We start from the raw sequence: 24,271 nt of genomic DNA on the forward strand, positions 1-24,271 counted from the left end.
AGCCGCACGAACGCCCCTCGCCCGCATCCGCCGGGCGAGGGGCGTTCGCCGTCAGGTCACAGGTGGGTGCGCACCGGTCCTCCCGCGGCGCGCGCCAGGGCGATGTCCGCCTCGCGCAGCACGGCCGAGACGTCCGCGCAGCCCCGCACGCTCGGCACGACGCCCACGCGCACGCGTTCGCCCAGCTCGGCCTCGAGGGAGTCGATGACGCGACGCACGCGCATCGGCACGCCCGCACCCGCGGTGTCCTCGAGGAGCAGCGCGATCTGGTCCTCCGCGATGCGCGCCGCCGTGTCGCCAGCGCGGACCGCGGCCTGCAGCCGCTCCGCGAGCTGCCGGACCGAGAGCGTCGGCTCGCCGCGCGACACCTGGTCCAGCCCCGGCAGGCGCACCACGACGAGCGCGCAGTCGAACTCGTGCACGCGGTGCGCACGCACGACCGCACCGCCGAGCCGGTCGAGGAACAGCAGCCGCGTCGCCAGGCCCGTCTCGGACTCGCGCAGCGCGTCCTGCTGCTGCGCGATCTCCGACTGCTTGCGCTCGGTGATGTCGACGATCGTCCCGACGACCCGCGCCGGGCAGCCCGCGTCGTCGAGCACCGTCATCGCACGGCACATGAGCCAGCGGTACTCGCCCGTCGCGGACCGCACGCGGTGCTCGATCTCGAGCGTGGTGTCGACGCCCGCGAGCGTGGCCGCGATCGCGGTGGAGACCTCGTCGCGGTCGGCCGGGTGCACGCGCTCGAGCCACTCGGTCGGCGACGAGCCGACGGCCTCGTCGTCGTAGCCGAGCGTCCGCTTCCAGCGCGGCGAGTAGTAGACCGTGCCGGCCGAGACGTCCCAGTCCCACGTGCCGTCGTCGGCCGCCATCGACGCGAGCGCGTAGTGCTCCTCGCTCGCACGGACGGCGTCGGCGAGCGCCCGCTCGCGCGCGGCGGCCTGCTCGAGCTGCACCCGCTGCTCGTGCAGGGACTCGAGCATGCTCTGCTGGTCCAGCGCGACGGCGAGCAGCGCCGCCCAGTGGTTGGCCCGGTCGCGTGCCGTGGTGGAGCGTGCGTCGACGGCGCCCTCGAGGGCGAGCAGCCCCCAGTCGCTGTGCCCGCAGGTCACGGGGACGACGAACGTCGCCTCGGCGGTCATGCCGCCGCGCAGCATCGCGGCGGGCGGGAACTCCGCGGCCACCGTCCGGCTCCCGACGAGCCGCGCGAGCCCGCCCGAGCCGTCGCGGACCCCCACGATCTCGAGCGGGCGGTCCGGACCGGTCGTGTCGTCGGCCCAGAGCGCGAGACACGCGCGGCCCCGCAGGGAGCGCGGCAGCCAGTCGAGCGTGCGCGGGTCGGCGCCGTCGCTGCGCAGCAGGTCGGTCGCCACCTCGTACTGGTGCACCAGCGTCGACTCCAGGCGGCCGGAGCGTTGCAGCAGCGCGGCGGTGCAGCCACGGGTGAGCGCGAGGATGACCTCGGTGGTCGCGGACTCGACGGCCTCGCGGGCGCGGGCGTCGAGGTCGTCACCGGCGAGCAGCTGGTCGTGCGCGCGGCGCACGACCGCGACGAGCAGCTCGAGAGCGTCCGGGTAGGGCTGCAGGCCCGTCGTGAGCTCGGTCAGGCGCGACATCGCGAGGTCCTCGGGCAGCACTCCGCCGCGTGCCGCGGTGAGCGGCTCGACGACCGCGCGCCACCAGGCCTCCTGGGGCGATCGCCGCTCGTGCCGCTCACCGCCTCGGACGCCGCGGCCGTCGGTGTGGCCGTCGCGGTGCCCGGCACGCGCCGCGTGCGGCGTCGGCACGGTGACCCGACCGCCCGCGAACGCGGTCCGCACGAGGTCGAGCAGCTCGTCGCGCCAGTCGGTGCCGGAGTCCTCGATGCGGCGCAGCGGCGTGCACCCGCACGACTCGCGCACCACGAGCGACGTGGGCGTGCGGTGCTCGCCCACGGGCACGGCCTCGCCGCGCAGACGCGCGAGCAGGAGCCGCACGGCGGCCTCGCCGACGCGGTCGAAGTGCGCGTCGACCGTGGTCAGGCGCGGTGTGAGCCGCGCACCGAAGTCGGCGTGGTCGAACGCCACGACCGCCTGGTCGCGCGGGACCGACAGCCCGGCCTGACGCAGCCCCGCCACGAAGCCGGACGCGTTGCGGTCGGTCGCGACGACGACCGCGGTCGTGCGCATCCCGTCGGCGAGCATGAGCCGGGCGGCGGCCTGGCCACCGGCCTCGTTGTTGTCGCTCGCCGGGTAGACCCAGCCGTCGTCGGGGGCGATGTCGTTGGCCAGGAGCGTCTCGCGGTAGGCCTCGAATCGTTCCCGCATGTCCCGCTGGTCGAGACAGCCGATGAAGCCGATGGACCGGTGACCGTGCGCGACGAGGTGCTCGACGGACGCCCGGACGCCGTGCGCGTTGTCCGGCAGGACGACCGGTGCGGTGCCCGCGGACTCGTCCTCGCTGACCAGCACGACGGGGATCCCGGAGTGCTCGATGGCGAGCAGCCGGTTCGCCGGGAGGGCCCCCGAGAGGACCACGAGACCGTCCACCGCGTCGATCGCCACGGGGACGTCGTCCGAGGTCACGACGGGTTCACGCTCGAGTCCGGCGCGGTACGTCTGCACCGCGACCACACGGTGCCCCCCTGCCCGGCACGCGCGTGCCACCCCGGCGATGACCGCGCCGAAGTAGAAGCCGCCCACGACGGGGGCGAGCACGCCCACCGTGCGTCGAGCAGGTCCGGGAAGAGGGCCCCGTCGCCCAGGTGTCGCTGCCGTCACCGGTCACCCCGTCCACATCGTCGGAGCCGAGATGATGCCATTCGTCCGCATCGGGCGACAGACTAGGTGATCGTGGCAACTCCGGCAGCCCCCAGATCAGGACGACGACCGACCATCGCCGACGTGGCTCGCGCCGCGGGCGTGTCGACGGCGGTCGTGTCGTACGCCCTCAACGACCGACGCGGTGTCTCCGTGGCGACTCGGGAACGCGTCCTGCGCGTGGCCGACGAGCTCGGCTGGCGCCCCAACCCCGCCGCACGCTCGATGCGCGCCGGCGCGCAGGCCGTGGGACTCGCGGTCGTCGCGGGTGAGACGCTGCACGGCGCGCCCGTGCTCGACGTCGTCGCGGTCCTGCAGAGCGCACTGCACGAGCGCGGGCTCGGCGTGGACCTGCGTGTCGTGCCCGACGTGGCAGCCGCGGCGGAGCTCTACCGCCGCTGGGGCGCGGAACGGCGCTGCGAGGTCGTCGTCGTGCCCGAGGTGCGGGCCGACGACGTGCGGCTGCGCGCCGCCGCGGACGCCGGGCTGCGGCCCGTGGCGATCGGCCCCGTCGGCGTCGCACCGGGCCTCGCGGCCGTCGAGGTGGACGACGAGGAGGCGTACGCGCGCGTCGCGCGGTACCTGCTGGGCCTGGGGCACACGCGGGTCGCGCTCGTGGCCGACCCGGCGGACCGGCTGCGCACCGCGGCGTGCGAGCGCGGGATGCGCGAGGGGCTGGGCGACGGCGAGGGCTCGGTGGACGTCGTCGTGACGGACGGCAGCGTCGAGGGCGCCGCGGGCGCGACCCGCCGGCTGCTGACGCAGACCGTGCGTCCGACGGCGGTGGTGCTGGCGAGCGACGTCATGGCGCTCGCCGGTCTGGACGTGGCGCGCCGGACGGGGCTCGTCGTCCCGTGGGACGTGTCGGTGGTGGCGGGCGCGGACAGCGTGCTGTGCCGGCTCGCGACGCCCGCGCTCACGAGCCTGCCCTCGCTCGCGCACGACCTGGGCGACGCGCTCGCGGCGGCCGTGACGGGGACGCTCGACGCGGGCGAGGACCCCGAGCCGACGCGCGTCCCGCTGTCGGTGGGTGCGCTCGCGGTGCGCGGGAGCACGGCGCCGCACGCGCACTGACGGTCGCGCGTCCGCGTCCGGCGGCTTCCGCAGGCGCGGACGCACCGTGACGGACCGAGGTGAACCGTGTCACGGAACCGCTTCCGCGACTGTCCCGTATCCGCGAATCGATTAGGTCGCTCCCGCCGGGATCGCGTAGATGGTGGGTTGAGTCCTGGTCACCGACGACCCCGGCGACCCTCGCCCGCGCACTGTCGCGCGGGCGTGCCGTTCGACCCACACGGAGGACCACGTGTCCCGACACGGACCCAGCGTCGCCAGGCGACGCCGTCGTACCGTCGGCGCAGCCACGACGGCCGCACTCGTCGCACTTCCCCTCTCCCTGGCGTTCCTGTCGCCGGCCACGGCCGCCGAGGCGCGCGTCGACAACCCGTACGCCGGTGCCGTCCAGTACGTGAACCCCACGTGGGCGAACTCGGTGCGCAGCTCGGCCGCCAAGCAGAGCGACGCGTCGCTCGCGGCGAAGATGCAGACCGTCGCCAAGCAGCCGACCGCCGTCTGGATGGACCGCATCAGCGCCATCACGGGCAACGCGGACGGCAAGGGCCTGAAGTTCCACCTCGACAACGCGGTGCAGCAGCAGAAGGCCGCGGGCAAGCCGCTGGTCTTCAACCTGGTCATCTACAACCTGCCGGGTCGTGACTGCTACGCGCTCGCCTCGAACGGCGAGCTCCCCGCGACGGATGCGGGCTTCGCGCGGTACAAGAGCGAGTACATCGACCCGATCGTCGACCTCCTCGGCCAGCCCGAGTACTCGAACCTGCGGATCTCCGCGACGATCGAGCCCGACTCGCTGCCGAACCTCATCACCAACATCAGCGAGTCGGCGTGCCAGCAGGCCGCGCCGTACTACCGCCAGGGCGTGAAGTACGCGCTCGACGAGCTGTACTCGCTGGGCAACGTCTACAGCTACATCGACATCGGCCACTCCGGCTGGCTCGGCTGGGACTCGAACGCGGGCCCGTCGGCGAAGATCTTCGCCGAGGTCGCCAAGTCGACCAAGGCCGGCTTCGCGTCGATCACGGGCTTCGTGTCCGACGTCGCGAACACCACGCCGCTCGTCGAGCCGTTCCTCACGGACCCGACGCTCAACATCGGTGGCAACCCGATCCGCTCGAGCAAGTTCTACGAGTGGAACACGGACTTCGACGAGGCCGACTTCACGGCGCACATGCACCGTCTGCTGGTCGCCGAGGGCTTCCCGTCGAGCCTCGGCATGCTCGTCGACACCTCGCGCAACGGCTGGGGCGGCCCGAACCGTCCGACGAAGGTCTCGTCGAGCACGAGCCTCGAGACGTACGTGAACGAGTCGCGCGTCGACCGTCGCGTGCACCGCGGTGCCTGGTGCAACCCGCTCGGCGCGGGCATCGGTGAGCTCCCGCAGGCGTCGCCGTCCGGCTACAGCGAGTCGCACCTCGACGCGTTCGTCTGGATCAAGCCCCCGGGCGAGTCCGACGGTGCCTCGACGGAGATCGACAACGACCAGGGCAAGCGGTTCGACCGCATGTGCGACCCGACGTTCGTCTCGCCGAAGCTGAGCAACAACCTCACGGGCGCCACGCCCAACGCGCCGCTCGCCGGCCAGTGGTTCGAGGACCAGTTCGTCACGCTCGTGAAGAACGCGTACCCGGCCATCTCCGGCTCGGACGGCCCTGGCCCGGACCCGACGGACGAGCCGACCGAGGACCCGACGGACGACCCCACGGACGACCCCACGGACGACCCGACGGACGACCCGACCGACGACCCGACGGACGACCCCACTGAGGACCCGACCGACACGCAGGCGCCGTCGGTGCCCAGCGGCCTGACGGCCGGCACGGTCACCGAGACCTCCGTGGCGCTGTCCTGGACCGCCTCGACCGACAACGTCGGCGTGACGGGCTACGACGTCTACCGCAACGGGTCGAAGGTCGGCTCGTCGTCCGGCACGACGTACTCGGACACCGGCCTGACCGCTGCCACCGCGTACCAGTACTCGGTCGCCGCGAAGGACGCCGCGGGCAACGTCTCGCAGCGCTCGTCCGCGCTGTCGGTCACGACGAAGTCCCCGGTCACGACCGGCTCGTGCAAGGTCGAGTACAACGCGTCGAGCTGGAACACGGGCTTCACCGCCTCGGTCCGGGTGACCAACACCGGCACGACCGCGCTCAACGGCTGGACCCTGACGTTCCCGTTCGCCAACGGCCAGACGGTCCAGCAGGGCTGGTCGGCTGACTGGAGCCAGTCCGGGACGACCGTGACCGCCAAGAACGCCGCGTGGAACGGGTCGCTGGCCGCCGGCCAGACCGTCGACATCGGCTTCAACGGTGCGCACAACGGCACGAACAACAAGCCGGCGAGCTTCACGCTCAACGGCGCCACCTGCACCGTCGGGTGACCTCGACCGCGGGCGGTCGTGCTCCGGCACGGCCGCCCGCGGCTCGTCCCGCCCGCCGCTCACGAGCGGCGGGCACCACCACCGAACGCCCCCGCACCTCATGTCCCGACGAGGAGAACCGTGTCCGTTCCCGCTTCCGTGACCCGACGACGCTCGCTGCGTGCGCGCGTCGTCGCCGGCATCGCCGCCGTCGCGGCGATCGCCGCTCCCCTGGCCGTCGCCGCCGCGAGCCCGGTGGCGGCCGCCTCCACCAGCGACTGGCTGCACGTGCAGGGCAACAAGATCGTCGACGAGTCAGGCAAGGAGGTCTGGCTCACCGGCGCGAACTGGTTCGGCTTCAACGCGACCGAGCGCGTCTTCCACGGCCTGTGGGCGGTGAACCTCGAGGACGTCACCCGCTCGATGGCGGAGCACGGCATCAACATCGTGCGCGTGCCGATCTCGACCCAGCTGCTGCTCGAGTGGAAGGCCGGCAAGGCGGCGGTCTCCTCGGGCGTCAACACGTACGTGAACCCCGAGCTCGAGGGCAAGACCTCGCTCGAGGTGTTCGACCGCTTCCTCGCGCTGTCGGAGAAGTACGGCCTGAAGGTCATGCTCGACCTGCACAGCGCGGAGGCCGACAACGCCGGCCACTTCCACCCCGTGTGGTGGAAGGGCACGATCACGGTCGACGACTTCTACGCCGGCTGGGAGTGGGTCACGGCCCGCTACAAGAACAACGACACGCTCGTCGCGATGGACATCAAGAACGAGCCGCACGGCACGGCGAGCTCCTCGCCGCGCGCGAAGTGGGACTCGTCGACGGACCAGGACAACTTCAAGTACCTCTGCGAGACCACGGGCAAGAAGATCCTCGCGATCAACCCCAAGGTCCTCATCCTGTGCGAGGGCATCGAGGTCTATCCCAAGCCGGGCGTCTCGTGGTCGTCGACCAACAACAAGGAGTTCTACGGCACCTGGTGGGGCGGCAACCTGCGCGGCGTCACCGACCACCCGATCAAGCTCGGTGCGAACCAGCTCGTGTACTCCCCGCACGACTACGGGCCGCTCGTGTTCGAGCAGGACTGGTTCCAGAAGCCGTTCACGAAGGCGACGCTCGAGTCGGACGTCTGGGACCCGAACTGGCTGTTCATCCACAAGCAGGGCATCGCGCCGCTGCTCATCGGCGAGTGGGGCGGCCGTGTCGGCCAGGACGAGCGTCAGGACCGCTGGCTGACCGCGCTGCGCGACCTCATGATCGAGCGCCGCATCTCGCACACGTTCTGGTCGCTCAACCCGAACTCGGGTGACACGGGCGGCCTGCTGCTCGACGACTGGAAGACGTGGGACTCCGCCAAGTACGAGCTGCTCAAGCCCGGCCTGTGGCAGGACGGCGGCAAGTTCGTGAGCCTCGACCACCAGGTGAAGCTCGGTGGCCCGAACAGCACGACCGGCAAGTCCCTCAGCGAGGTCGGCGACCGGCCGGACCCGACGGACGACCCGACGCAGGACCCGACGGACGACCCGACCGAGGATCCCACCGAGGACCCCACGGACGACCCCACCGAGGACCCGACGGACGACCCGACGCAGGACCCGACCGGGTCGTGCACGGTCACCTACCAGGCGAACGCGTGGAGCACCGGCATGTCGGTGGGCGTGAAGGTGAAGAACACCGGGACCAGCTCCCTGAACGGCTGGACGCTGCAGTTCACGCTGCCGTCGGGCCAGAAGCTCGAGCAGGGCTGGAGCGGCACCTGGTCGCAGTCGGGCCAGACGGTGTCCGTGACGAACGCCCCGTGGAACGGCACGCTCGCCGCGGGCGGGACCGTCGAGGTCGGGTTCAACGGCTCGCACACCGGCTCGTCCACCGCACCGACCGCGTTCACGCTCAACGGCGCGGCCTGCACGACCGCCTGACCGGCGGCCACGATCGGGCGCCGGTGGTGGGAGGAGACGGCTCCCCCACCACCGGCGCCGTCCAACGTCCCGCCCCGCGGAGCCGACGACCGCGGGGCGGGACCGACGTCCGCGGTCCGACGAGCATGCGCACGTTCGTCGGACCGCGGTCGCACACGTGCGCCGGGCTGCTCGGCGGCGACTGAGCGGCGACGGAGCGCTCAGGAGTGCCGCGAGAGCGCGGCGCGCGTCGCGGCGAGCAGGTCGTCGACGTCCTGCTCGGTCGTGTCGAACGCGCACATGAGACGCACGGTGCCGTGCGTCCAGTCGTAGAACCGCCAGCGCCGACGCAGGTCGTCGGCCACGGCCGGGGCGAGCCGGGCGAACACGCCGTTCGCCTGCGCGGGGTGCAGCAGCTCGACCCCCGCGTCCCGCAGCCCGGCGGCGAGCCGGGCGGCCATCGCGTTCGCGTGCGCCGCGGAGCGCAGCCACAGGTCGCCCTCGTACAGCGCGACGAGCTGCGCGGACAGGAACCGCATCTTCGACGCGAGCTGCATGTCCATCTTGCGCAGGTAGGGCATGCCGGTCGCGGCGGCGGGGTCGAGCACGACGACGGCCTCCGCGAACAGCGTGCCGTTCTTGGTGCCGCCGAGCGAGACGACGTCGACGCCCGCGTCGGTCGTGAGCGCCCGCAACGGGACGCCGAGCGACGCGGCCGCGTTCGCGAGCCGGGCCCCGTCGACGTGCACCTTGAGGCCGAGCGCGTGCGCGTGCTGGGCGACCGCACGGATCTCGTCGGGCGTGTACACCGTGCCGACCTCGGTCGACTCGGTCAGCGACACGACGCCGGGCTGTGCGCGGTGCTCGTCGCCGAACCCCCACGCCTCGCGGTCGACGAGCTCGGGCGTGAGCTTGCCGTCGGACGTCGGGACGGGCAGCAGCTTGAGGCCCGCGACGCGCTCGGGCGCGCCGTTCTCGTCGGTGTGGATGTGCGCGTCGCTCGAGCACACGACCGCGCCCCACGGCGGCAGGACCGCCTGCAGGCTGAGGACGTTCGCGCCCGTGCCGTTGAACACCGGGAACGCCTCGGCCAGCTCACCGAAGTGCGCCCGCACGACGTCCTGCAGCCGCGCGGTCCACGCGTCGGCACCGTAGGACGTCTCGTGCCCGCCGTTCGCGGCGACGAGCGCGGCCATGACCTCGGGGTGGGCTCCCGCGTAGTTGTCGGACGCGAAGTCGCGGCGCGTCGGGTCGTGCGCCGGTGCGAGGTCGGTGCTCGTGGTGGGTTCCGTCGTGGGGTGCGCAGTCACGCCCCCAGTCTCCCCCGTGCGCGCCGCGCTCCGGCCACGCGGGGGTCGCGGACGGCTGTCGGGCGGCTGTCGGGTGTTCGTGGAGGGATGGTCGCCGCGCGCGCCCGGCCGGGCTGCGGGATGATCCAGGCCGACCGCGAGGAGGACAGGTGCGCCCCGACGACCGCAACGAGACCTTCACCGAGCGCATGGACCGCAACTGGGACGAGCTGCTGCAGGAGCTGCGGGTCACCCAGACCGGTGCGCAGATCCTCACCGGCTTCCTGCTGACGATCCCGTTCCAGCAGCGGTTCGGCGACCTGGACGCCTACCAGCAGGACCTGTACCTGGTGCTGGTGCTGCTGGCGATCCTCGCGACCGCGCTGATCGTCGCGCCCGTGAGCCTGCACCGCGTGCTGTTCCGCAGGCGCATGAAGCCCCAGCTCGTGGACGCGGGGAACGTGCTCGCGCGGCTCGGGCTCGCGGTGCTGGCGGTCACGCTCGCCGGCAGCGCGTCGTTCGTGTTCGACGTCGTGCTCGACCGCGTCGCCGGGGTCGTCGTCGGCGTGAGCGGGCTCGTGGTGCTCGCCGTGTGCTGGTGGGTGCTGCCGCAGCTGCTCGCGCGCCGCGCGCAGGGACGACGAAGGCCCGACCCCCGCACTGCGGGGACCGGGCCTTCGTGAGGCTGCGTCAGCCCTGGACGGCGCGCTTGAGCGTGCTGCCCGCGGTCAGCTTCACGCGGTGGCCGGCCGGGATGTCGAGCTTCTCGCCGGTCTGGGGGTTGATGCCCGTGCGCGCGGCGCGCTCGGCGCTCCCGATCGCCAGGAAGCCCGGGATCGAGACGGTCTCGCCGGCGGCGAGCTGCTCGACGACGACGTCCTGGAACGCGCGCAGCACCTTGTCGGTGTCGGTCGCGGTCAGGCCCGCCTTGGCGGCAACTGCCTGGACGAGCTCGGTGCGGTTGAGGCTCACGTGAGTTCGACTCCTGTCTTGTCCTACGGCCGGCGGTCTCGGCGGCCGCAGGGGCGACCCTAGCCCGCCGGACGGGGGCCTTCGCGCACGTCAGACGTCGTGGCGTGCGATCTTCGTCACGCGTGCGTGCGCGCCAGGAGCCGCTCGACCGGCCAGGTGTTGACCACACGCGCCGAGTCGATGCCGTGCCGGACGGCCCGCAGGCACCCCGTGAGCTGCCAGTCGAGCTGACCGGGCGCGTGCGCGTCGGTGTCGATCGCGAAGTCGCAGCCGGCCTCGACCGCGAGCGCGAGCAGGTCGTGCGGGGGGTCGAGGCGGTCGGGGCGGCAGTTGATCTCGACGGCGACGCCGTTCTCGGCGCACGCCGCGAACACGGCGCGCGCGTCGAACTCGCTCTGGGGCCGTTCGCGGCCCAGCAGCCGGCGCCCGGTGCAGTGGCCGAGCACGTCGGTGGCCGGGTCGCGCACGGCGGCGATCATCCGCCGGGTCATGGCTGCGCGGTCCATGCGGAGCTTGGAGTGCACGGAAGCGACGACGACGTCGAGCTCGCCGAGCAGGTCCGGGTCCTGGTCGAGCGTGCCGTCGTCGAGGATGTCGACCTCGATGCCGGTCAGGACACGGAACGGTGTGACGGCGCGGTTGAGCGCCGCGACCTGGTCGAGCTGGGCGCGCAGGCGTGCGGCGGACAGCCCGTTGGCGACGGTGAGGCGTGGCGAGTGGTCGGTGATCGCCTGGTACTCGTGGCCGAGCTCGAGCGCGGCGAGCAGCATCTCCTGGACGGAGGCGCCGCCGTCGCTCGCGTCGGAGTGCGCGTGCAGGTCGCCTCGGAGCGCGTCGCGCAGCGTGCGGGCGGCCGCGGCGTCCGCGCCCGCGGAGTCGAGCGCGGCGGTGACGGACTCCCCGAGCTCGCGCTCGAGCTGAACGAGATAGGGGACGTCCTTGCCGCGCCAGGCGAGCTCGACGACCCCGGCGGTGCGGGCGCCGACCGACGGCAGCTCGGTGAGCCCGCCTGCTGCGACGAGCGCGGCGACGCGTGCGGGTGTCTGCTGCTCGACGACGCTCGCGGCGGTGCGGAACGCCTCGCTGCGGTAGGACGTGGCCTGCGCGCGCTCGAGCAGGAACGCCACGCGTCGCAGGGCCGCGACGGCGCGGTCGCGGCGCTGCGCGTCGTCGGCTCCGGTGGCGCGCGACGAGACCGGCGGGGTCACGACGCCTTGGCCTTGGCCTTCTTGCGGGTCGGCTTGGGCGCGTCGTCGTCGGACGCCTTCTTGCGCGAGCGCGACTTCGCGGCGGGCTTGTCGGCGGCGGGCTCGTCGGCGTCGGCCCCCTGCTCACGGCCCTCGTCGGCGGGTCCCTCGCCGCGGGCGGTGCGCGCCTTCTCGACGCTGCGCTGCAGCGCGGCGAGCAGGTCGACGACCTCGGCGCCCTCGCCGCCCTCGGGCGCGGCGGGCTGCGGCAGCGACCGGGTGTCGCCCGAGGACACCTTGGCCTCGATGAGCTGCGTGAGCGCCGCCTCGTACCGGTCCTCGAACTGCGAGGGGTCGAAGTCCGAGGCGAGCGAGTCGACGAGCGACTTCGCCATCGACAGCTCGGCGGGCTTGACGGTGACGTCGGCGTCGAGGATCGGGAAGTCCGCGGCGCGCACCTCGTCGGGCCACAGCAGGGTCTGCAGGCAGATGACCTTGTCGCGCACGCGCAGCACCGCCATCGTCTCGCGCTGGCGCAGGGCGACCTTGACGACCGCCATCCGGTCGGCCTCCTCGAGCGCACCGCGCAGCAGCGCGTACGGCTTCGCGGCGGTCTTGTCGGGCTCGAGGTAGTACGTCTTGCCGAGCAGGATCGGGTCGACCTGGTCGGCGGGCACGAACTCGAGCACCTCGATCTCGCGCTCGGTCGAGAGCGGCAGGCGCGAGAAGTCCTCGTCGGTGAGGATCACGAGCTCGCCGTCCGCGGTCTCGTAGCCCTTGGAGATCTCGTCCATCGTCACGGGCTCGCCGTCCACGCTGCAGACCTTGCGGTAGCGGATGCGCCCGCCGTCGGCGGCGTGCACCTGGTGCAGCGTGACCTCGTGCTCCCCGGTCGCGGCGTACAGCCGGACCGGGACGTTGACGAGGCCGAACGCGACCGCGCCCTTCCAGATCGCCCGCATCGTGCGCCTCCGTCGTTCGTGCGTCCCGCCTGACCTGCGGTCCGACCTGTTCTCCAGCCTGCCAGGGGCACGCCGTCCGCGCTCGTGGCGACGCGCGGCATCCCCCGTCGGGGTGCACCGCGGATCTGTGCGGCGCTCCCCCGCGCGCCCGCGGACCCCGTCCTGGGCAGGATGGACCCGTGCTCCCCATGCTGGCCACCCCCGCGACCTCGGGCGAGCTGCCGCGCGGTCCCGCGTGGGCGTTCGAGGTCAAGTGGGACGGCGTGCGCGTGATCGCGGACACCACGGGCGGTGGGCTGCGGCTGTGGAGCCGCGCCGAGCGTGAGGTGACGCCCGCGTACCCGGAGCTCGCGGGCCTCGTGTCCCTGCCGGACACGTTGCTCGACGGCGAGGTCGTCGCGATGGACGCGGGCATCCCGTCGTTCCCGGCGATCGCGGAGCGCATGCACGTGCGTGACCCGCGCCGCGCGGCCGAGCTCGCGCGCGTGCGACCGGTGACGTACCTCGTGTTCGACGCGCTGCGGGTCGCGGGCGTGGACCTCGCGTCGCGCCCGTACGACGAGCGCCGCGCGGTGCTCGAGGCGCTCACGCTGCCCGACCACGTGGCACTCTCACCGGTCTACACCGACGGCGACGAGCTCTGGTCGGTCACGGGGGCGCACGGGCTGGAGGGCGTCGTCGCGAAGCGTCGTGCGTCGCCGTACCGGCCGGGCGTCCGCTCGCCCGACTGGGTCAAGGCGGCGCACCGCCACCACGTCGCGGTGCTCGTGGGCGGGTGGCGCGAGGAGACCAACGGGTCGGGCCGGCTCGGCGCGCTGCTGCTCGGCGCGCGTGACGCCGCGGGGTCCCTGCGATATCTCGGCCGTGCGGGCAGCGGGATCACGGGCGCGCTCGCGCGCCGCCTGCACGACGCGGTCGCGCCGCTCGGCACGGCTGTGAGCCCGTTCGACGACGAGGTACCGCGCGTCGACGCGCGCGGCACGCACTGGTGCACGCCGACGCTCGTCGTGCAGGTGCGCTACCTGACCCGCACACCCCAGGGCCGGCTGCGCCAGCCGGTCGTGCTGGGCGCGCGGGACGACACGAGCCCGGACCCCTGGGAGGCGGCATGACACCGGAGCGCCAGACGTTCGACGTGGGCGGCACGCAGGTGCGCGTCTCGCACCTCGACAAGGTGCTGTACCCGTCGACGGGCACGACGAAGGCGGAGCTCATCGACTACGTCGTGCGCGTCGCGCCCGCGCTGCTGCGTCAGCTCGAGGACCGGCCGGTCACCCGCATCCGGTTCCCCGACGGCGTGGACGGCCAGCCGTTCTTCGAGAAGAACGTGCCTCGGGGTGCGCCGGACTGGCTGCGGCACCGGGTGCTGCCGGCCGCGCCGGGCAACGACGACGAGGGCACGGAGCTCGACCTGCCGTTCCTCGACGACCTCGCGGGCCTGGTGTGGGCGACGAACGCGGGTGCGCTCGAGCTGCACACGCCGCAGTGGTCCGTCACGCGCGGCGGCAAGGTGCGGGGCGCGGACCGGCTCGTCGTCGACCTCGACCCGGGCACGGGCGCGGGTCTCGCGGAGTGCGTGCAGGTCGCGCACCTCGTCGCGCGGCGGCTCGCGAAGGACGGCCTGACGACGACCGTGCCCGTCACGTCGGGCAGCAAGGGCATGCAGCTGTACGCGCCGCTCCCCCGCCGTCGCCCCGCGGTCGAGGTGCGTCAGTACGCGCGGGACCTGGCGCACGAGCTCGCGCGCGAGCACCCGCAGCTCGTCGTCGCCGTCATGCGCAAGGACCTGCGCGGGGGCAAGGTGCTGCTCGACTGGTCGCAGAACCACCCCGCGAAGACGACGATCACGCCGTACTCGCTGCGCGGGCGGCACGAGCCGCGGGTAGCGGCGCCGCGCTGGTGGGACGAGGTGGGCCCGGGCCTGGCGCAGCTGTCCCCCACGGACGTCGCGCGGCGGCTCGCGGAGCGTGGCGACCCGTTCGAGGACGGGGCCGGCCGGCCCTCGGCCACCTGATCGGTTCGTGCGCCGTGGTCGCCCGGGGCGTCGTCCCGTCTGCGATGGCGAGGCGTCGCGACGTGCGGCAGCGTGGACTCCCCGGGCCGACGACGACGGCCCGCGACGACGAGACGAGGAGCCCGACATGGCGCGCAAGGACCTGCCGAAGTACACCGTCCCTTCGCTGACCCCCGAGGACGGCGCGGCGGTCGCGGCGATCCTCCAGGAGCGGCTGGACGCCCTCAACGACCTCGCGCTGACGCTGAAGCACATCCACTGGAACGTCGTGGGCCCGCACTTCATCGCGGTGCACGAGATGATCGACCCTCAGGTCGACGCCGTGCGTGCCATGGTGGACGCGATCGCCGAGAGGATCGCTACGCTCGGCGTCGCACCGGTGGGAACTCCGGGTGCGCTCGTGAAGAACCGCACGTGGGACGACTACAGCATCGGCCGTGCGTCCACCACGGAGCACCTGGGCGCGCTCGACGAGGTCTACGTCGGCGTCATCACCGCGCACCGCAAGGCCGCCGCCGACACCGAGGAGCTCGACACCGTGACCAACGACCTGCTGGTCGGCCACCTGCACGAGCTGGAGCTGTTCCACTGGTTCGTCCGCGCGCACCTCGAGTCGTCGGGCGGCGCGCTGAGCACCGCCGGCGCGACCACCGAGAAGGAGGCCGCACGTGCGGCCTCGGGCGCGGCGCGCAAGGCCTCGGCGGCCAGGTGAGCCCACGCACGACGGACGGAGCCCGGCCGGGCGCCCACGACGAGCGGGCCGACGAGCGCGGCGACGACCTGCGCGCGGTCCGGCCCGGGGCGTCGCGGCCGGGCTCGGCCGACCCCGCGGCGCGGCTGCACCTCGCGGCCCGGCTCGAGGACGCGATCGACCGCCGGGTCGCGGCGGTGCTGCGGCGACGCGGCTGGACGCTGCGGATCGAGCCGTACGCGGGGTACGGCGCTCCGGGCTGGGTCCGGGTGTTCGCCCGCACGCTGCTGGCCGCGCCCGTGGTGCACGAGGAGGACCTGCCCGGCGCGGGCGCTGCCGCGCAGGCCGGCGCGCGCACCGCAGCGGCGCTGCGCGGCTGGCGGTCGTTCGCGACCGCGCAGGTCGCGGGCGCGCACCTCGAGGTGCGGGTCGGTGAGCGGGTGCACCACGTGGTCACCGACCGCGGCGGCTACCTGGACGTGCGGCTCGAGAGCGACCTGGAGCCCGGGTGGCACGACGTCGAGCTGCGCGCGGCGGACGGCGCCTTCGCGACCGCGCCGGTGCACGTCATCGGGCCCGACGTGCGCTCGGGCATCGTGAGCGACATCGACGACACGGTGCTCGTCACGCGCCTGCCCCGCATCTTCGTCGCGGCGTGGAACACGCTCGTGCGGCACGAGAACGCCCGCGAGCCCGTCCCCGGCATGGCCGGCCTGTACGCACGGCTCGTCGCCGGTCGGGACCTGCCGGTGGTGTACCTGTCGACCGGGGCGTGGAACGCCGCGCCCGCGATCGGTCGCTTCCTGCGGCGCTTCGGTTTCCCCCCGGGTCCGATGCTGCTGACCGACTGGGGCCCGACGAACACGGGCTGGTTCCGCAGCGGGCGCGAGCACAAGCTGTCGCAGCTGCGCCGGCTGACCGAGGAGCTCCCCCAGGTGTCCTGGGTGCTGGTCGGCGACGACGGGCAGCACGACCCGCAGATCTACGCGCACGCCGCGCAGGAGCGCCCCGAGCGGGTCCGCGCGATCCTCGTGCGCCAGCTGACGTTCGCCGAGCACGTGCTCGCGCACGGGCTGCCCGTCCCGGCCTCGGGCTCGGTGCGCGCGGAGGACCGCGCGTCGCGCGGCGGGATCCCCGTGCTGCAGGGCGCGGACGGCTACGAGCTGCTGCGCGCCGTGCAGCGCGCGCAGATCACCCTCGAGTAGGGCCCTCGAGTAGGGCCCTCGAGCAGGATCAGAGCCGGTCCGGGTCGTCCCACTCGTCGTTGCTCGAGACGGGCTCGTCGTCGGGCAGGAGCTCGGTCGCGGTGAGCGAGCGCGGTGCCCTGCTCGGGTCTCCCCCGGACCGCGCGTCGGCGGCGGCGAGCACCGCGTCGTCGGGGAGGCGCTCGGCGATGCGCTCGGCGGCCGGGTTCGAGACGAGGTCGTGATCGCGCGGCATGCCAACGTTCTACCCGGTCAGGGGCGGTCCCGCACCCTTTCGGGCACATCGGGCGGGACCGACGCGCGACATCCGCCCTGCTCAGGGCACCGCCAGAGACCAAGGTCACATGTCGGGAAGATCACAGATGCCTCGCGGTGAAGATTCTCGACATCAACTTACGATCGAGAGCGTGCCTCCCCGGAACACCGCCCCCGGAACCGATCCCCGCACCGACACGGACCTCGACGTCCTGCTCGTCGGCGGGGGGATCATGAGCGCGACGCTCGCGAGCCTCCTGAGCACGCTCGAGCCGTCCTGGCGCATCGAGATCCACGAGAGACGCGACGCCGTCGCGCAGGAGAGCTCGAACCCCTGGAACAACGCGGGCACCGGCCACGCCGCGCTCTGCGAGCTCAACTACACGCCTCAGCGCCCCGACGGCACGGTCGACATCACCAAGGCCGTGACGATCAACGAGCAGTTCGAGCTGTCGCGCGAGCTGTGGCACTACCTCGCCGGCAAGGACCGCCTGCCCGGCGGCACCGGCTTCCTGTCCGCCACGCCGCACATGACGTTCGTGCGCGGCGCCGAGGGCGTCGACTACCTGCGCCGCCGCTACGAGGCGCTCAGCAGCCACCCGCTGTTCTCGGACCTCGAGTTCTCGACGGACCCGGAGCAGATCCGCGAGTGGGCCCCGCTGCTGGTCGCGGACCGCGACCCCGACGAGCCGGTCGCCGCGACGCGCGCCACCGCGGGGACGGACGTCGACTTCGGCGCCCTGACGCGGTCGATGGTCGACGACACGGTGCGCCGCGGCGCGTCGCTGCACCTCGAGTCCGAGGTCACCCGCCTGCGCCGTCGCAAGGACGGCACGTGGCGCGTGACGCTGCGTGACCGTCGCTGGAACGGGCACGGGCGCGCGCGGACCGTCACGGCGCGGTTCGTCTTCATCGGCGCCGGAGGTGGCGCGCTCGGCCTGCTGCAGAAGTCCGGCATCCCCGAGATCAAGGGCTACGCGGGCTTCCCGATCAGCGGCCAGTTCCTGCGCACGACGAACCCCGCGATCGTCGCGGAGCACCACGCCAAGGTCTACGGCCGTGCCGAGATCGGCGCTCCCCCGATGTCCGTGCCGCACCTCGACACGCGCGTCGTCGACGGCGAGACCGCGATCATGTTCGGCCCGTACGCGGGCTGGAGCATGAAGTTCCTCAAGCACGGCTCGTGGCTCGACCTGGTCAAGTCGATCCGCCCGGGCAACCTCGTCCCGATGCTCGCGGTCGGCCTGCACAACCTGGACCTGCTGAAGTACCTCATCAGCGAGGTCACCGCGTCGCGCGAGGCCCGCTTCGCCGCACTCCGCACGTTCGTGCCGGCGGCACGCGCGCGCGACTGGGAGCTCATCACCGCGGGGCAGCGCGTCCAGGTCATCAAGAAGGGCAAGGGCGGCGGCGTCCTCGAGTTCGGCACGGAGCTCGTGACGTCCGCGGACGGCTCGATCGCGGGTCTCCTCGGCGCGTCGCCGGGTGCCTCGACCGCGGTCGCGACGATGGTCACGCTGCTCGAGCGCTGCTTCGCGGAGCGCCTGGAGTCCTGGCAGCCCACGCTGCGCGAGATGATGCCGAGCCTCGGCGGCGGCACCTGGGACGAGTCGTTCGAGCTCGACCGCTTGGTCGACGAGGCGTTCTCGTCCGATCATTCAGCGTGACCCCGGACGAACCCACCGCCCCCGAGGCCGTCAGCGCCCAGATGCGCCGCGCGAAGGCGCAGGCGTTCACGGACCACACGACGGTCGGTCTCGTGCACAACGAGCCGGACGGACGCGTGACGATCGCGTGCGCCTGCGGCATGCAGCTCACGAACGGCCCGACGTGGTCGCTCGACGAGCACATCCGCCTGCACCGCGCCGAGGCGCGCTTCCTCGCGCTCGCCGCGGTCGCACCCGCGGGCATCCCGCGCCTCGTGCCGTGGCCGGTGCCGGGCGTCGAGACGCACGCCTAGCACCGGCCGCGGTCTCGGCCGCGCGGGCCGTGGGACGCGTCAGTCGTGCACGACGACGAGCGCGTCGTCGTGCTCGTGCGGCAGCCCCAGCTCGTGAGCGCGCTCGTGCGCCTCGCGCGCCGCCATCCGCTCCGCGATGCGCGCCTGCACCTCGGGCCGCCGCAGGGGCGGGACGGTCGGTGGCGGGGTGCGGCGCTCGGGCAGCTCGGCGAGGATCGCCGCGGTCGCGGCGGCCACCGCACGGACGGCCGCCTCGAACGGCTCGCGGGTCGCGGCCGACGGGGTGCGCACACCCGTCACCTTGCGCACGTACTGGACGGCCGCCGCCTCGATCTCGGCGTCGGTCGCGGGCGGCTCGAGCCCGCGCAGGGTCGTGATGTTCCGGCACATGCTCCCGACGCTACGCCGTGGTCACGGCGACGTCAGGAGGTCGCGGGGACTCGCTGCTCGAGCTCGAGCAGCGCCGTCTTGGCGGCGTCGCCGCCCGCGTACCGGCCCGGCGAGCCGTCGGAGCGCACCACCCGGTGGCACGGCACGACGAGCGGCACGGGGTTGAGCGCGCACGCCGTCCCCACGGCGCGCACCGCGCGCGGACTGCCCGCCGCGGCCGCCACCTGCGCGTAGCTCTCGGTGCGCCCGTAGCCGATCCGCGGCAGGTGCTCGACGACCGCGCGCCGGAACCCCGTCGCGAGCCGCAGGTCGAGGGGCACGTCGAACCGCCGGCGTGTGCCGGCGAAGTACTCGTCCAGCTGGCGCGCGACCGCGTCCAGCCGGCGGGGCGCCGCGAGCACGCGTGGGCTGACGCGGGCCGCGAGGTCGGCCAGCACGGCCTCGTGGTCCTGCACCGCGAACGCGACGCGCACGAGCCCGACCGGCGTGGCCGCGAGCAGGAGCGCGCCGACCGGGGCGTCGAGCGTGCGGTACGCGACGTCGAGGAGCCCGGCGTCCTCGGCTCGTGCGGCCAGCAGCGCACGCAGGTCGTCCAGCTCGCCGGGTCCGGGTGCGGGCACGGCCCCCAGCAGGCGTGCGGTCTCGTCGTCGACGGCGCTCATCGTCGTCCTCCCCTCTCCTTGTCCGCGGCGGGCGCGTCGCCCTCCTCGTCCGACCACCACCGCGGCGCCGTGCGACGCAGCGTCGCGACACCGTCGGCCGCCGCCCGCCGCGCGGCCTCGACGCTCCCGCCGAGCTCCGCGGCGACGTCCGCGTACGGCAGGCCGGCGAGGTGGTGCAGCGCGACCGCGTGCCGCTGCTTGTCCGGGAGCGTCGCCAGCGCGCCCCACAGGTCCAGGTCGCGGTACGCGTCACGCGTGGGCGCGTCCGGGAGGTCGCCGACGGGCACGGCCCGGCGACGCGTGGCACGCCACACGTCGACCGCCTTGCGGCGCGCGATCGTCACGAGCCAGGCCTCGACGTTCACACCGGGCTCGAGCGTCGGCCACGCGCGCAGCGCCGCGAGGAACGTCTCGGCCCACGCGTCCTGCGCGTCGTGCGGCCCGACGACCGCGCGGCACACGCGCAGCACCGTCGCGCCGTGCGCGCGCACGACCTCCTCGAACGGTCCCGGCATGGTCACAGTGTGCAGACGTCGGGGGTCGCCGTGGCGTGAGGTCCCGTCCGGGATCCGACGCACGGGCGGTCGCCGCGGCGCGCACGGCGGCCCGGCGTGCACGCCATCGGGTGCCGGCTGCGGCAGGATGTCGCCGTGACCTCGACGAACTCCCTGCCGGCCCGGTCCCGGGTCGTCGCCCAGGCCCTCGCGGACGCAGGAGTCGAGGGCGAGGTGATCGAGCTGCCGGACTCCGCACGGACGGCGGCCGAGGCCGCCGCGGCCCTCGGCTGCCAGGTCGGGCAGATCGCCAACAGCCTCGTGTTCTGGGCGGACGGCGCGCCGCTGCTGGTGATGACCAGCGGCCGGCACCGCGTGGACACGACCGCGCTCGCCCGTCGGCTCGGCAAGGCGACGCTCGAGCGCGCGACGCCCGACCAGGTGCGGCTCGCGACGGGTCAGGCGATCGGCGGCGTCGCGCCCGTGGGTCACCCGACGCCGCTCGAGACGGTCGTCGACGAGACGCTCGCCGAGTACACGCGCGTGTGGACCGCAGGCGGCACACCGCACACGGTCTTCCCGACGACGTTCGAGGAGCTCGTGCGGCTCACGGGCGCCTCGGTGCATCCCGTCACGAGCTGACGCGACGCGCGTCACGCACGCGCCGGGACCTTCGTGCCGACTCCGCGCACCGACGCGGGAGGATGCTGTCAGCGTCATCACCGGCAGTGTCAGCGAGGTGATCGAGATGCGGATCGACGGACCGGTGGTCGTGGCCGTCGACGGCACGCAGCGCAGCGCGCGGACGCTGCGCTGGGGCGTGGAGGCCGCGGTGCAGCGCCGAGCCCGGCTCGTCGTCGCCCACGTGGCGGCCCCGGCGGTCGGACCGTGGACGTGGGCGGGTGCCCCTGCCGTCCCGCCGGACGACGACGCGCTCGCCGACGAGCTGCGCCAGGTGTGCTCCACGGTCGCCCGCGACCACCCGGACCTCGAGGTCACGGCCGCACTGCTGCACGGGTCCACGGTCCCGGCGCTGACCGAGTACACACGGGACGCGCAGCTGCTCGTCACGGGCCGGCGAGGCTCGCAGCCCGCGACGCTCACGGTGGGCACGGCCCTGTCCTGGCGCGCCCGGTGCCCCGTCGCGATCGTCCGCGAGGACCTCGTGACGTCCGGGCCCGTGGTCGTCGGGGTCGACGACACGCCCGGGTCCTGGTTCGCGGCCGGGCTCGCGGCGCGCGAGGCGCAGCACCGCGGCGTGCCGCTGCACGTGCTGCACGTGCGGCGCACGCGCGACGACGACGCGGGCCGGCGGACCGCGCTCGACGTCGCGGCGGACCTCGCCGAGACCTACCCGACGCTGCCGGTGCGCACGTTCCTGTCGGACGGCGACCCGGTGCGGACCCTCGTCGACGCGTCGCGGACCGCCGGGCTCGTCGTCGTGGGCACGCACCAGGTGCGCGGGTTGCGCCGGCTCGTCGGGCGGCGCGTGGCGGGACTCGCGTCGTGCCCCGTGCTCGTCGTGCGCGACGAGGCGCCGTAGCGCCGGCGCCGACGTATCTGGGGGCAGGCTGCGGGTTCCTCATCGACGACCGCCGCGGGCGGAGGGCGAGGAGGCCTGCCATGTCGTACACGGGCGACGGGCGGCTGCCCGTCATCTACGTCCGAGGGTTCGCGGGAGGGCGCGGCGGCATCAACAACGCGGTCGCGGACCCGTTCTACGGGTTCAACGAGGGCTCGGTGCAGGTCCGCGTCGTCGACTCGGTGCGTCCGCAGTTCCACCAGTTCGAGAGCCCTCTGCTACGGCTGATGATCGACCACCAGTACCAGTTGCTCGTGGAGGGGAACCAGGCGGCCTACCTGCAGAACAAGGCCGACGGCGCGATCCCCGCCGCGACGATCTGGGTGCACCGCTTCTACGACGCCTACGCGACCGACATGGTCGAGGGCGCACCGGACTTCAGCATCGAGTCCGCGTCGAAGAAGCTGTTCGAGATGGTGCAGCTCGTGCGGCGCAGGACGGGCGCGCCGCGGGTCTTCCTGGTCGCGCACTCGATGGGCGGGCTCGTCGTGCGCGGCATGCTGCAGCGCGTGATCCCCGACCTGCGCGGTGCGGACGGGACGCCCCTGGCCGCCGAGGACTTCGTGGACCGGGTGTTCACGTACGCGACACCGCACGGTGGGATCGAGTTCGACTTCGGGTTCGGGCTCGTCGAGAAGCTGCGGGACACGCTGGGCGTGCAGGGCGCCGACATCTTCGGACCGCGCCGCATGCGCGAGTACCTGACCCCGACGACCGCGCCGGCCCCGGAGGGTGCGTTCACGGCGACCGCGCTCCCGCAGGGGGGCTTCCCGCGCGAGCGGTTCTTCTGCCTCGTCGGGACGAACGCGTCCGACTACGACGTCGCGCTCGGGCTGTCGGCGCGCGCGGTGGGCCCGCGCAGCGACGGCCTCGTGCAGATCGACAACGCCTACCTCGAGGGCACGCCACGCGCGTTCGTGCACCGCAGCCACTCGGGCCGCTACGGGATCGTCAACTCCGAGGAGGGCTACCAGAACCTGCGCCGCTTCCTGTTCGGTGACCTGGAGGTCACGGCCGACCTCACGGGGCTGCAGCTGCCCGGGAACGAGAAGGACGACACCGTGTGGCAGCTCGAGAGCCAGATGTCGATCCGCGGCCTGCCCGTCGTGCTGCACGAGCAGAGCGCCGCGCACCTGTGCCCGATCCAGATCGAGCGCCCGAAGAACAAGGACGACGCCACGCGGCCGGTGCCGCTCGTCCGCACCTACCTGTCCTCGAAGGCGACCCGGCCGGACGACCCGCTCACGGGCGAGAAGTCGACGACCATGCGGCACGTGCTGCGCCTGCGGCTGCTGTCGCTGCGCAAGTCCGGGGGCCTGCTGTCGTTCCTCGACCACCTCGAGCAGGCCGAGGACTGGTCCGACGTCCTCGTGGTCGACATCGAGATGAGGAAGGACGCCGCGCCGCGCACGTGGGCCGCGTGGGGGTCCCAGATCACCGGCGCGCTGCGCGACTGGGCGCCGGACCCGGAGACGACTGCGCCGCTGAGGGACGAGGAGGCCGCGCCCGGGGTCTGGCGCGCGTGCGTCGCCGTGCCGGACGCCGCGCGTGAGCTGCTCGGCGAGGGGGCGGCCGTCACGATCCAGGTGCAGGGCCGCGCCACGCTCGACCGCCCGGTGCCCGTGTGACCGACCTGACCGGAGGGTCCCGTCCTCGCGCGTGCGCCGTGTGAGAGCCTGGGGTCCAGAGCCCGCAGACGGGCTCCCGGACGAGGGTGCCGTACCCGGACAGCGACAAGACGGCACGTCGGAGCTCGCCATGGCATGGTTCGTCCTCGTCCTGTCCGGAGCCCTCGAAGCCGTCTGGGCCACCGCCCTCGGCCGCTCGGAGGGTCTGCACCGTCTCGCCCCGACGGTCGTGTTCGTGGTCGCGCTGACCGCGAGCATGCTGGGGCTCGGCTACGCGATGCGCACGCTGCCCGTGGGCACGGCGTACGCCGTGTGGGTCGGCATCGGCGCGTCCCTCACGGTCGGCTGGGCGATGCTCAGCGGCGCCGAGCCCGTGAGCGCGGTGCGTCTGCTCCTGGTGCTCGGCATCGTGGCGTGCGTGGTCGGGCTCAAGCTCGTCCACTGACGCCCGTCGGGATCAGGCGGGCATCGCCTTCGGGCCGGTCGCCCGGGGAGTCTGCGGCGGCCCGACGAACCAGCTCACCGACCGGGCGACGTCTCCGGCCCGCAGCCACTCGTGCCGCTCGGAGCGCGGGTCGTCCTGGTCGTCGCGCCACGCCACCATGACGTGCTCCGCGGTCCACCGCACCGCACGCGCGGGACGCCACTCCTCGGTCCCGTCGAGCCAGACGACGCGGACGATGACCGGGATGTCGCCCTGGGGGCGGACCGGGATGCGCTCGGGAGCCTCCCGGTTCGCGACCTCGCGCCGGGTGCCGCGCGGCGCCCATGCCCCGGCGCGGGGGTTCGTGCTGTGCTCCACGCGACCATGCTACTCGCACACCTGTTCGAACGACGAGCTGCCCTGCCGCTC

General features: G+C 73.7%; 24 protein-coding genes and 1 riboswitch. Of the genes, 14 read left to right on the plus strand and 10 right to left on the minus strand.

Annotated features, from left to right (window positions below; genetic code table 11):
• Positions 1 to 56: 56 nt before the first annotated feature.
• Positions 57 to 2,693, minus strand: coding sequence for a substrate-binding domain-containing protein (locus F1D97_RS11650; protein ID WP_236120669.1), 2,637 nt, complete (start codon positions 2,691 to 2,693; stop codon positions 57 to 59).
• Positions 2,694 to 2,879: 186 nt separating this feature from the next.
• Between F1D97_RS11650 and F1D97_RS11655 the strand changes: the two genes are divergently transcribed.
• The 3 genes from F1D97_RS11655 (at position 2,880) to F1D97_RS11665 (ending at position 8,148) form a co-directional block, all read left to right on the plus strand.
• Positions 2,880 to 3,869 carry a LacI family DNA-binding transcriptional regulator gene (locus F1D97_RS11655; protein WP_236120670.1) on the plus strand — a complete coding sequence of 330 codons (990 nt, stop codon included), beginning with the start codon at positions 2,880 to 2,882 and terminating at the stop codon, positions 3,867 to 3,869.
• Positions 3,870 to 4,101: 232 nt separating this feature from the next.
• Positions 4,102 to 6,249, plus strand: coding sequence for a glycoside hydrolase family 6 protein (locus tag F1D97_RS11660; protein WP_236120671.1), 2,148 nt, complete (start codon positions 4,102 to 4,104; stop codon positions 6,247 to 6,249).
• Positions 6,250 to 6,369: 120 nt separating this feature from the next.
• Positions 6,370 to 8,148 (plus strand): cellulase family glycosylhydrolase, encoded by a 1,779-nt coding sequence (locus F1D97_RS11665; RefSeq protein WP_236120672.1) that lies wholly within the window; start codon positions 6,370 to 6,372, stop codon positions 8,146 to 8,148.
• 200 nt (positions 8,149 to 8,348) lie between these two features.
• Here F1D97_RS11665 and F1D97_RS11670 read toward each other — a convergent pair whose 3' ends face one another.
• A complete protein-coding gene (locus tag F1D97_RS11670; protein ID WP_236120673.1) occupies positions 8,349 to 9,437 on the minus strand; it encodes a threonine aldolase family protein in 1,089 nt (362 codons plus the stop codon).
• 188 nt (positions 9,438 to 9,625) lie between these two features.
• On the opposite strand from F1D97_RS11670, the gene F1D97_RS11675 reads away from it, so the two are divergent.
• On the plus strand, positions 9,626 to 10,099 hold the full coding sequence (locus tag F1D97_RS11675; protein WP_236123585.1) for a DUF6328 family protein: 474 nt from the start codon (positions 9,626 to 9,628) through the stop codon (positions 10,097 to 10,099).
• A gap of 7 nt (positions 10,100 to 10,106) precedes the next feature.
• On the opposite strand, the gene F1D97_RS11680 is transcribed toward F1D97_RS11675, so the two are convergent.
• The 3 genes from F1D97_RS11680 to ku form a co-directional block, all read right to left on the minus strand.
• Positions 10,107 to 10,388 carry an HU family DNA-binding protein gene (locus F1D97_RS11680; protein WP_236120674.1) on the minus strand — a complete coding sequence of 94 codons (282 nt, stop codon included), beginning with the start codon at positions 10,386 to 10,388 and terminating at the stop codon, positions 10,107 to 10,109.
• Positions 10,389 to 10,504: 116 nt separating this feature from the next.
• A complete protein-coding gene (locus F1D97_RS11685; protein WP_236120675.1) occupies positions 10,505 to 11,596 on the minus strand; it encodes a PHP domain-containing protein in 1,092 nt (363 codons plus the stop codon).
• A complete protein-coding gene (ku, locus tag F1D97_RS11690) occupies positions 11,593 to 12,537 on the minus strand; it encodes a non-homologous end joining protein Ku (RefSeq protein ID WP_236120676.1) in 945 nt (314 codons plus the stop codon). The genes F1D97_RS11685 and ku overlap by 4 nt, the downstream gene beginning before the upstream one ends.
• A 188-nt stretch (positions 12,538 to 12,725) precedes the next feature.
• Between ku and ligD (F1D97_RS11695) the strand changes: the two genes are divergently transcribed.
• The 4 genes from ligD (F1D97_RS11695) to F1D97_RS11710 all read left to right on the plus strand — a co-directional run bounded on the left by ligD (F1D97_RS11695) (position 12,726) and on the right by F1D97_RS11710 (position 16,447).
• Positions 12,726 to 13,649 carry a non-homologous end-joining DNA ligase gene (gene ligD, locus F1D97_RS11695; RefSeq protein ID WP_317618985.1) on the plus strand — a complete coding sequence of 308 codons (924 nt, stop codon included), beginning with the start codon at positions 12,726 to 12,728 and terminating at the stop codon, positions 13,647 to 13,649.
• A complete protein-coding gene (ligD, locus tag F1D97_RS11700) occupies positions 13,646 to 14,551 on the plus strand; it encodes a non-homologous end-joining DNA ligase (RefSeq protein WP_236120678.1) in 906 nt (301 codons plus the stop codon). Before ligD (F1D97_RS11695) ends, ligD (F1D97_RS11700) begins: the two co-directional genes overlap by 4 nt.
• A 127-nt stretch (positions 14,552 to 14,678) precedes the next feature.
• Positions 14,679 to 15,263, plus strand: coding sequence for a Dps family protein (locus F1D97_RS11705; protein ID WP_236120679.1), 585 nt, complete (start codon positions 14,679 to 14,681; stop codon positions 15,261 to 15,263).
• Complete coding sequence (locus F1D97_RS11710) at positions 15,260 to 16,447, plus strand: App1 family protein (protein WP_317618864.1); 1,188 nt, start codon at positions 15,260 to 15,262, stop codon at positions 16,445 to 16,447. Before F1D97_RS11705 ends, F1D97_RS11710 begins: the two co-directional genes overlap by 4 nt.
• Positions 16,448 to 16,475: 28 nt before the next feature.
• Here the strand turns inward: F1D97_RS11710 and F1D97_RS11715 are convergent, their stop codons facing one another.
• Positions 16,476 to 16,682, minus strand: coding sequence for a hypothetical protein (locus F1D97_RS11715; RefSeq protein WP_236120680.1), 207 nt, complete (start codon positions 16,680 to 16,682; stop codon positions 16,476 to 16,478).
• Positions 16,683 to 16,854: 172 nt separating this feature from the next.
• On the opposite strand from F1D97_RS11715, the gene mqo reads away from it, so the two are divergent.
• The gene (gene mqo / locus F1D97_RS11720) at positions 16,855 to 18,369 is read left to right on the plus strand and encodes a malate dehydrogenase (quinone) (protein WP_255701574.1); all 1,515 of its coding nucleotides are present in this window, start codon (positions 16,855 to 16,857) and stop codon (positions 18,367 to 18,369) included.
• Positions 18,366 to 18,662: a hypothetical protein gene (locus F1D97_RS11725; RefSeq protein ID WP_396022513.1), complete on the plus strand. Its 297-nt coding sequence runs from the start codon at positions 18,366 to 18,368 to the stop codon at positions 18,660 to 18,662. The genes mqo and F1D97_RS11725 overlap by 4 nt, the downstream gene beginning before the upstream one ends.
• Positions 18,663 to 18,701: 39 nt before the next feature.
• Here F1D97_RS11725 and F1D97_RS11730 read toward each other — a convergent pair whose 3' ends face one another.
• From F1D97_RS11730 to F1D97_RS11740, 3 genes are read right to left on the minus strand one after another with little or no spacing between them, the layout of a single operon-like run.
• A complete protein-coding gene (locus tag F1D97_RS11730; protein ID WP_236120681.1) occupies positions 18,702 to 19,052 on the minus strand; it encodes a DUF2277 domain-containing protein in 351 nt (116 codons plus the stop codon).
• A 32-nt stretch (positions 19,053 to 19,084) separates the two neighbouring features.
• Complete coding sequence (locus F1D97_RS11735) at positions 19,085 to 19,714, minus strand: methylated-DNA--[protein]-cysteine S-methyltransferase (protein ID WP_236120682.1); 630 nt, start codon at positions 19,712 to 19,714, stop codon at positions 19,085 to 19,087.
• The gene (locus F1D97_RS11740; RefSeq protein ID WP_236120683.1) at positions 19,711 to 20,229 is read right to left on the minus strand and encodes an RNA polymerase sigma factor; all 519 of its coding nucleotides are present in this window, start codon (positions 20,227 to 20,229) and stop codon (positions 19,711 to 19,713) included. Before F1D97_RS11740 ends, F1D97_RS11735 begins: the two co-directional genes overlap by 4 nt.
• A gap of 135 nt (positions 20,230 to 20,364) precedes the next feature.
• On the opposite strand from F1D97_RS11740, the gene F1D97_RS11745 reads away from it, so the two are divergent.
• From F1D97_RS11745 to F1D97_RS11760, 4 genes are all read left to right on the plus strand, one after another.
• The gene (locus tag F1D97_RS11745; RefSeq protein WP_236120684.1) at positions 20,365 to 20,850 is read left to right on the plus strand and encodes a YbaK/EbsC family protein; all 486 of its coding nucleotides are present in this window, start codon (positions 20,365 to 20,367) and stop codon (positions 20,848 to 20,850) included.
• A gap of 106 nt (positions 20,851 to 20,956) precedes the next feature.
• A complete protein-coding gene (locus tag F1D97_RS11750; protein ID WP_236120685.1) occupies positions 20,957 to 21,751 on the plus strand; it encodes a universal stress protein in 795 nt (264 codons plus the stop codon).
• A gap of 80 nt (positions 21,752 to 21,831) precedes the next feature.
• Entirely contained in the window at positions 21,832 to 23,418 is a 1,587-nt protein-coding gene (locus F1D97_RS11755) for an esterase/lipase family protein (protein WP_236120686.1), read from the plus strand.
• 55 nt (positions 23,419 to 23,473) lie between these two features.
• A riboswitch (guanidine-III (ykkC-III) riboswitch) is annotated at positions 23,474 to 23,538 on the plus strand.
• Positions 23,539 to 23,548: 10 nt separating this feature from the next.
• Positions 23,549 to 23,863: a DMT family transporter gene (locus tag F1D97_RS11760; protein WP_236120687.1), complete on the plus strand. Its 315-nt coding sequence runs from the start codon at positions 23,549 to 23,551 to the stop codon at positions 23,861 to 23,863.
• 12 nt (positions 23,864 to 23,875) lie between these two features.
• On the opposite strand, the gene F1D97_RS11765 is transcribed toward F1D97_RS11760, so the two are convergent.
• Positions 23,876 to 24,220: a hypothetical protein gene (locus F1D97_RS11765; protein ID WP_236120688.1), complete on the minus strand. Its 345-nt coding sequence runs from the start codon at positions 24,218 to 24,220 to the stop codon at positions 23,876 to 23,878.
• Positions 24,221 to 24,271 lie beyond the last annotated feature (51 nt).

It is taken from the genome of Cellulomonas palmilytica, assembly GCF_021590045.1.
Taxonomy (GTDB): Bacteria; Actinomycetota; Actinomycetes; order Actinomycetales; family Cellulomonadaceae; genus Cellulomonas; species Cellulomonas palmilytica.

Coding starts and splice junctions, on each gene's coding strand:
- F1D97_RS11675 (WP_236123585.1), top strand. CDS start 9,626: ATGGACCGCAACTGGGACGAGCTGCTGCAGGAGCTGCGGGTCACCCAG.
- ku (WP_236120676.1), bottom strand. CDS start 12,537: ATGCGGGCGATCTGGAAGGGCGCGGTCGCGTTCGGCCTCGTCAACGTC.
- ligD (WP_317618985.1), top strand. CDS start 12,726: ATGCTGGCCACCCCCGCGACCTCGGGCGAGCTGCCGCGCGGTCCCGCG.
- ligD (WP_236120678.1), top strand. CDS start 13,646: ATGACACCGGAGCGCCAGACGTTCGACGTGGGCGGCACGCAGGTGCGC.
- F1D97_RS11705 (WP_236120679.1), top strand. CDS start 14,679: ATGGCGCGCAAGGACCTGCCGAAGTACACCGTCCCTTCGCTGACCCCC.
- F1D97_RS11715 (WP_236120680.1), bottom strand. CDS start 16,682: ATGCCGCGCGATCACGACCTCGTCTCGAACCCGGCCGCCGAGCGCATC.
- F1D97_RS11730 (WP_236120681.1), bottom strand. CDS start 19,052: ATGTGCCGGAACATCACGACCCTGCGCGGGCTCGAGCCGCCCGCGACC.
- F1D97_RS11735 (WP_236120682.1), bottom strand. CDS start 19,714: ATGAGCGCCGTCGACGACGAGACCGCACGCCTGCTGGGGGCCGTGCCC.
- F1D97_RS11740 (WP_236120683.1), bottom strand. CDS start 20,229: ATGCCGGGACCGTTCGAGGAGGTCGTGCGCGCGCACGGCGCGACGGTG.
- F1D97_RS11750 (WP_236120685.1), top strand. CDS start 20,957: ATGCGGATCGACGGACCGGTGGTCGTGGCCGTCGACGGCACGCAGCGC.
- F1D97_RS11755 (WP_236120686.1), top strand. CDS start 21,832: ATGTCGTACACGGGCGACGGGCGGCTGCCCGTCATCTACGTCCGAGGG.
- F1D97_RS11760 (WP_236120687.1), top strand. CDS start 23,549: ATGGCATGGTTCGTCCTCGTCCTGTCCGGAGCCCTCGAAGCCGTCTGG.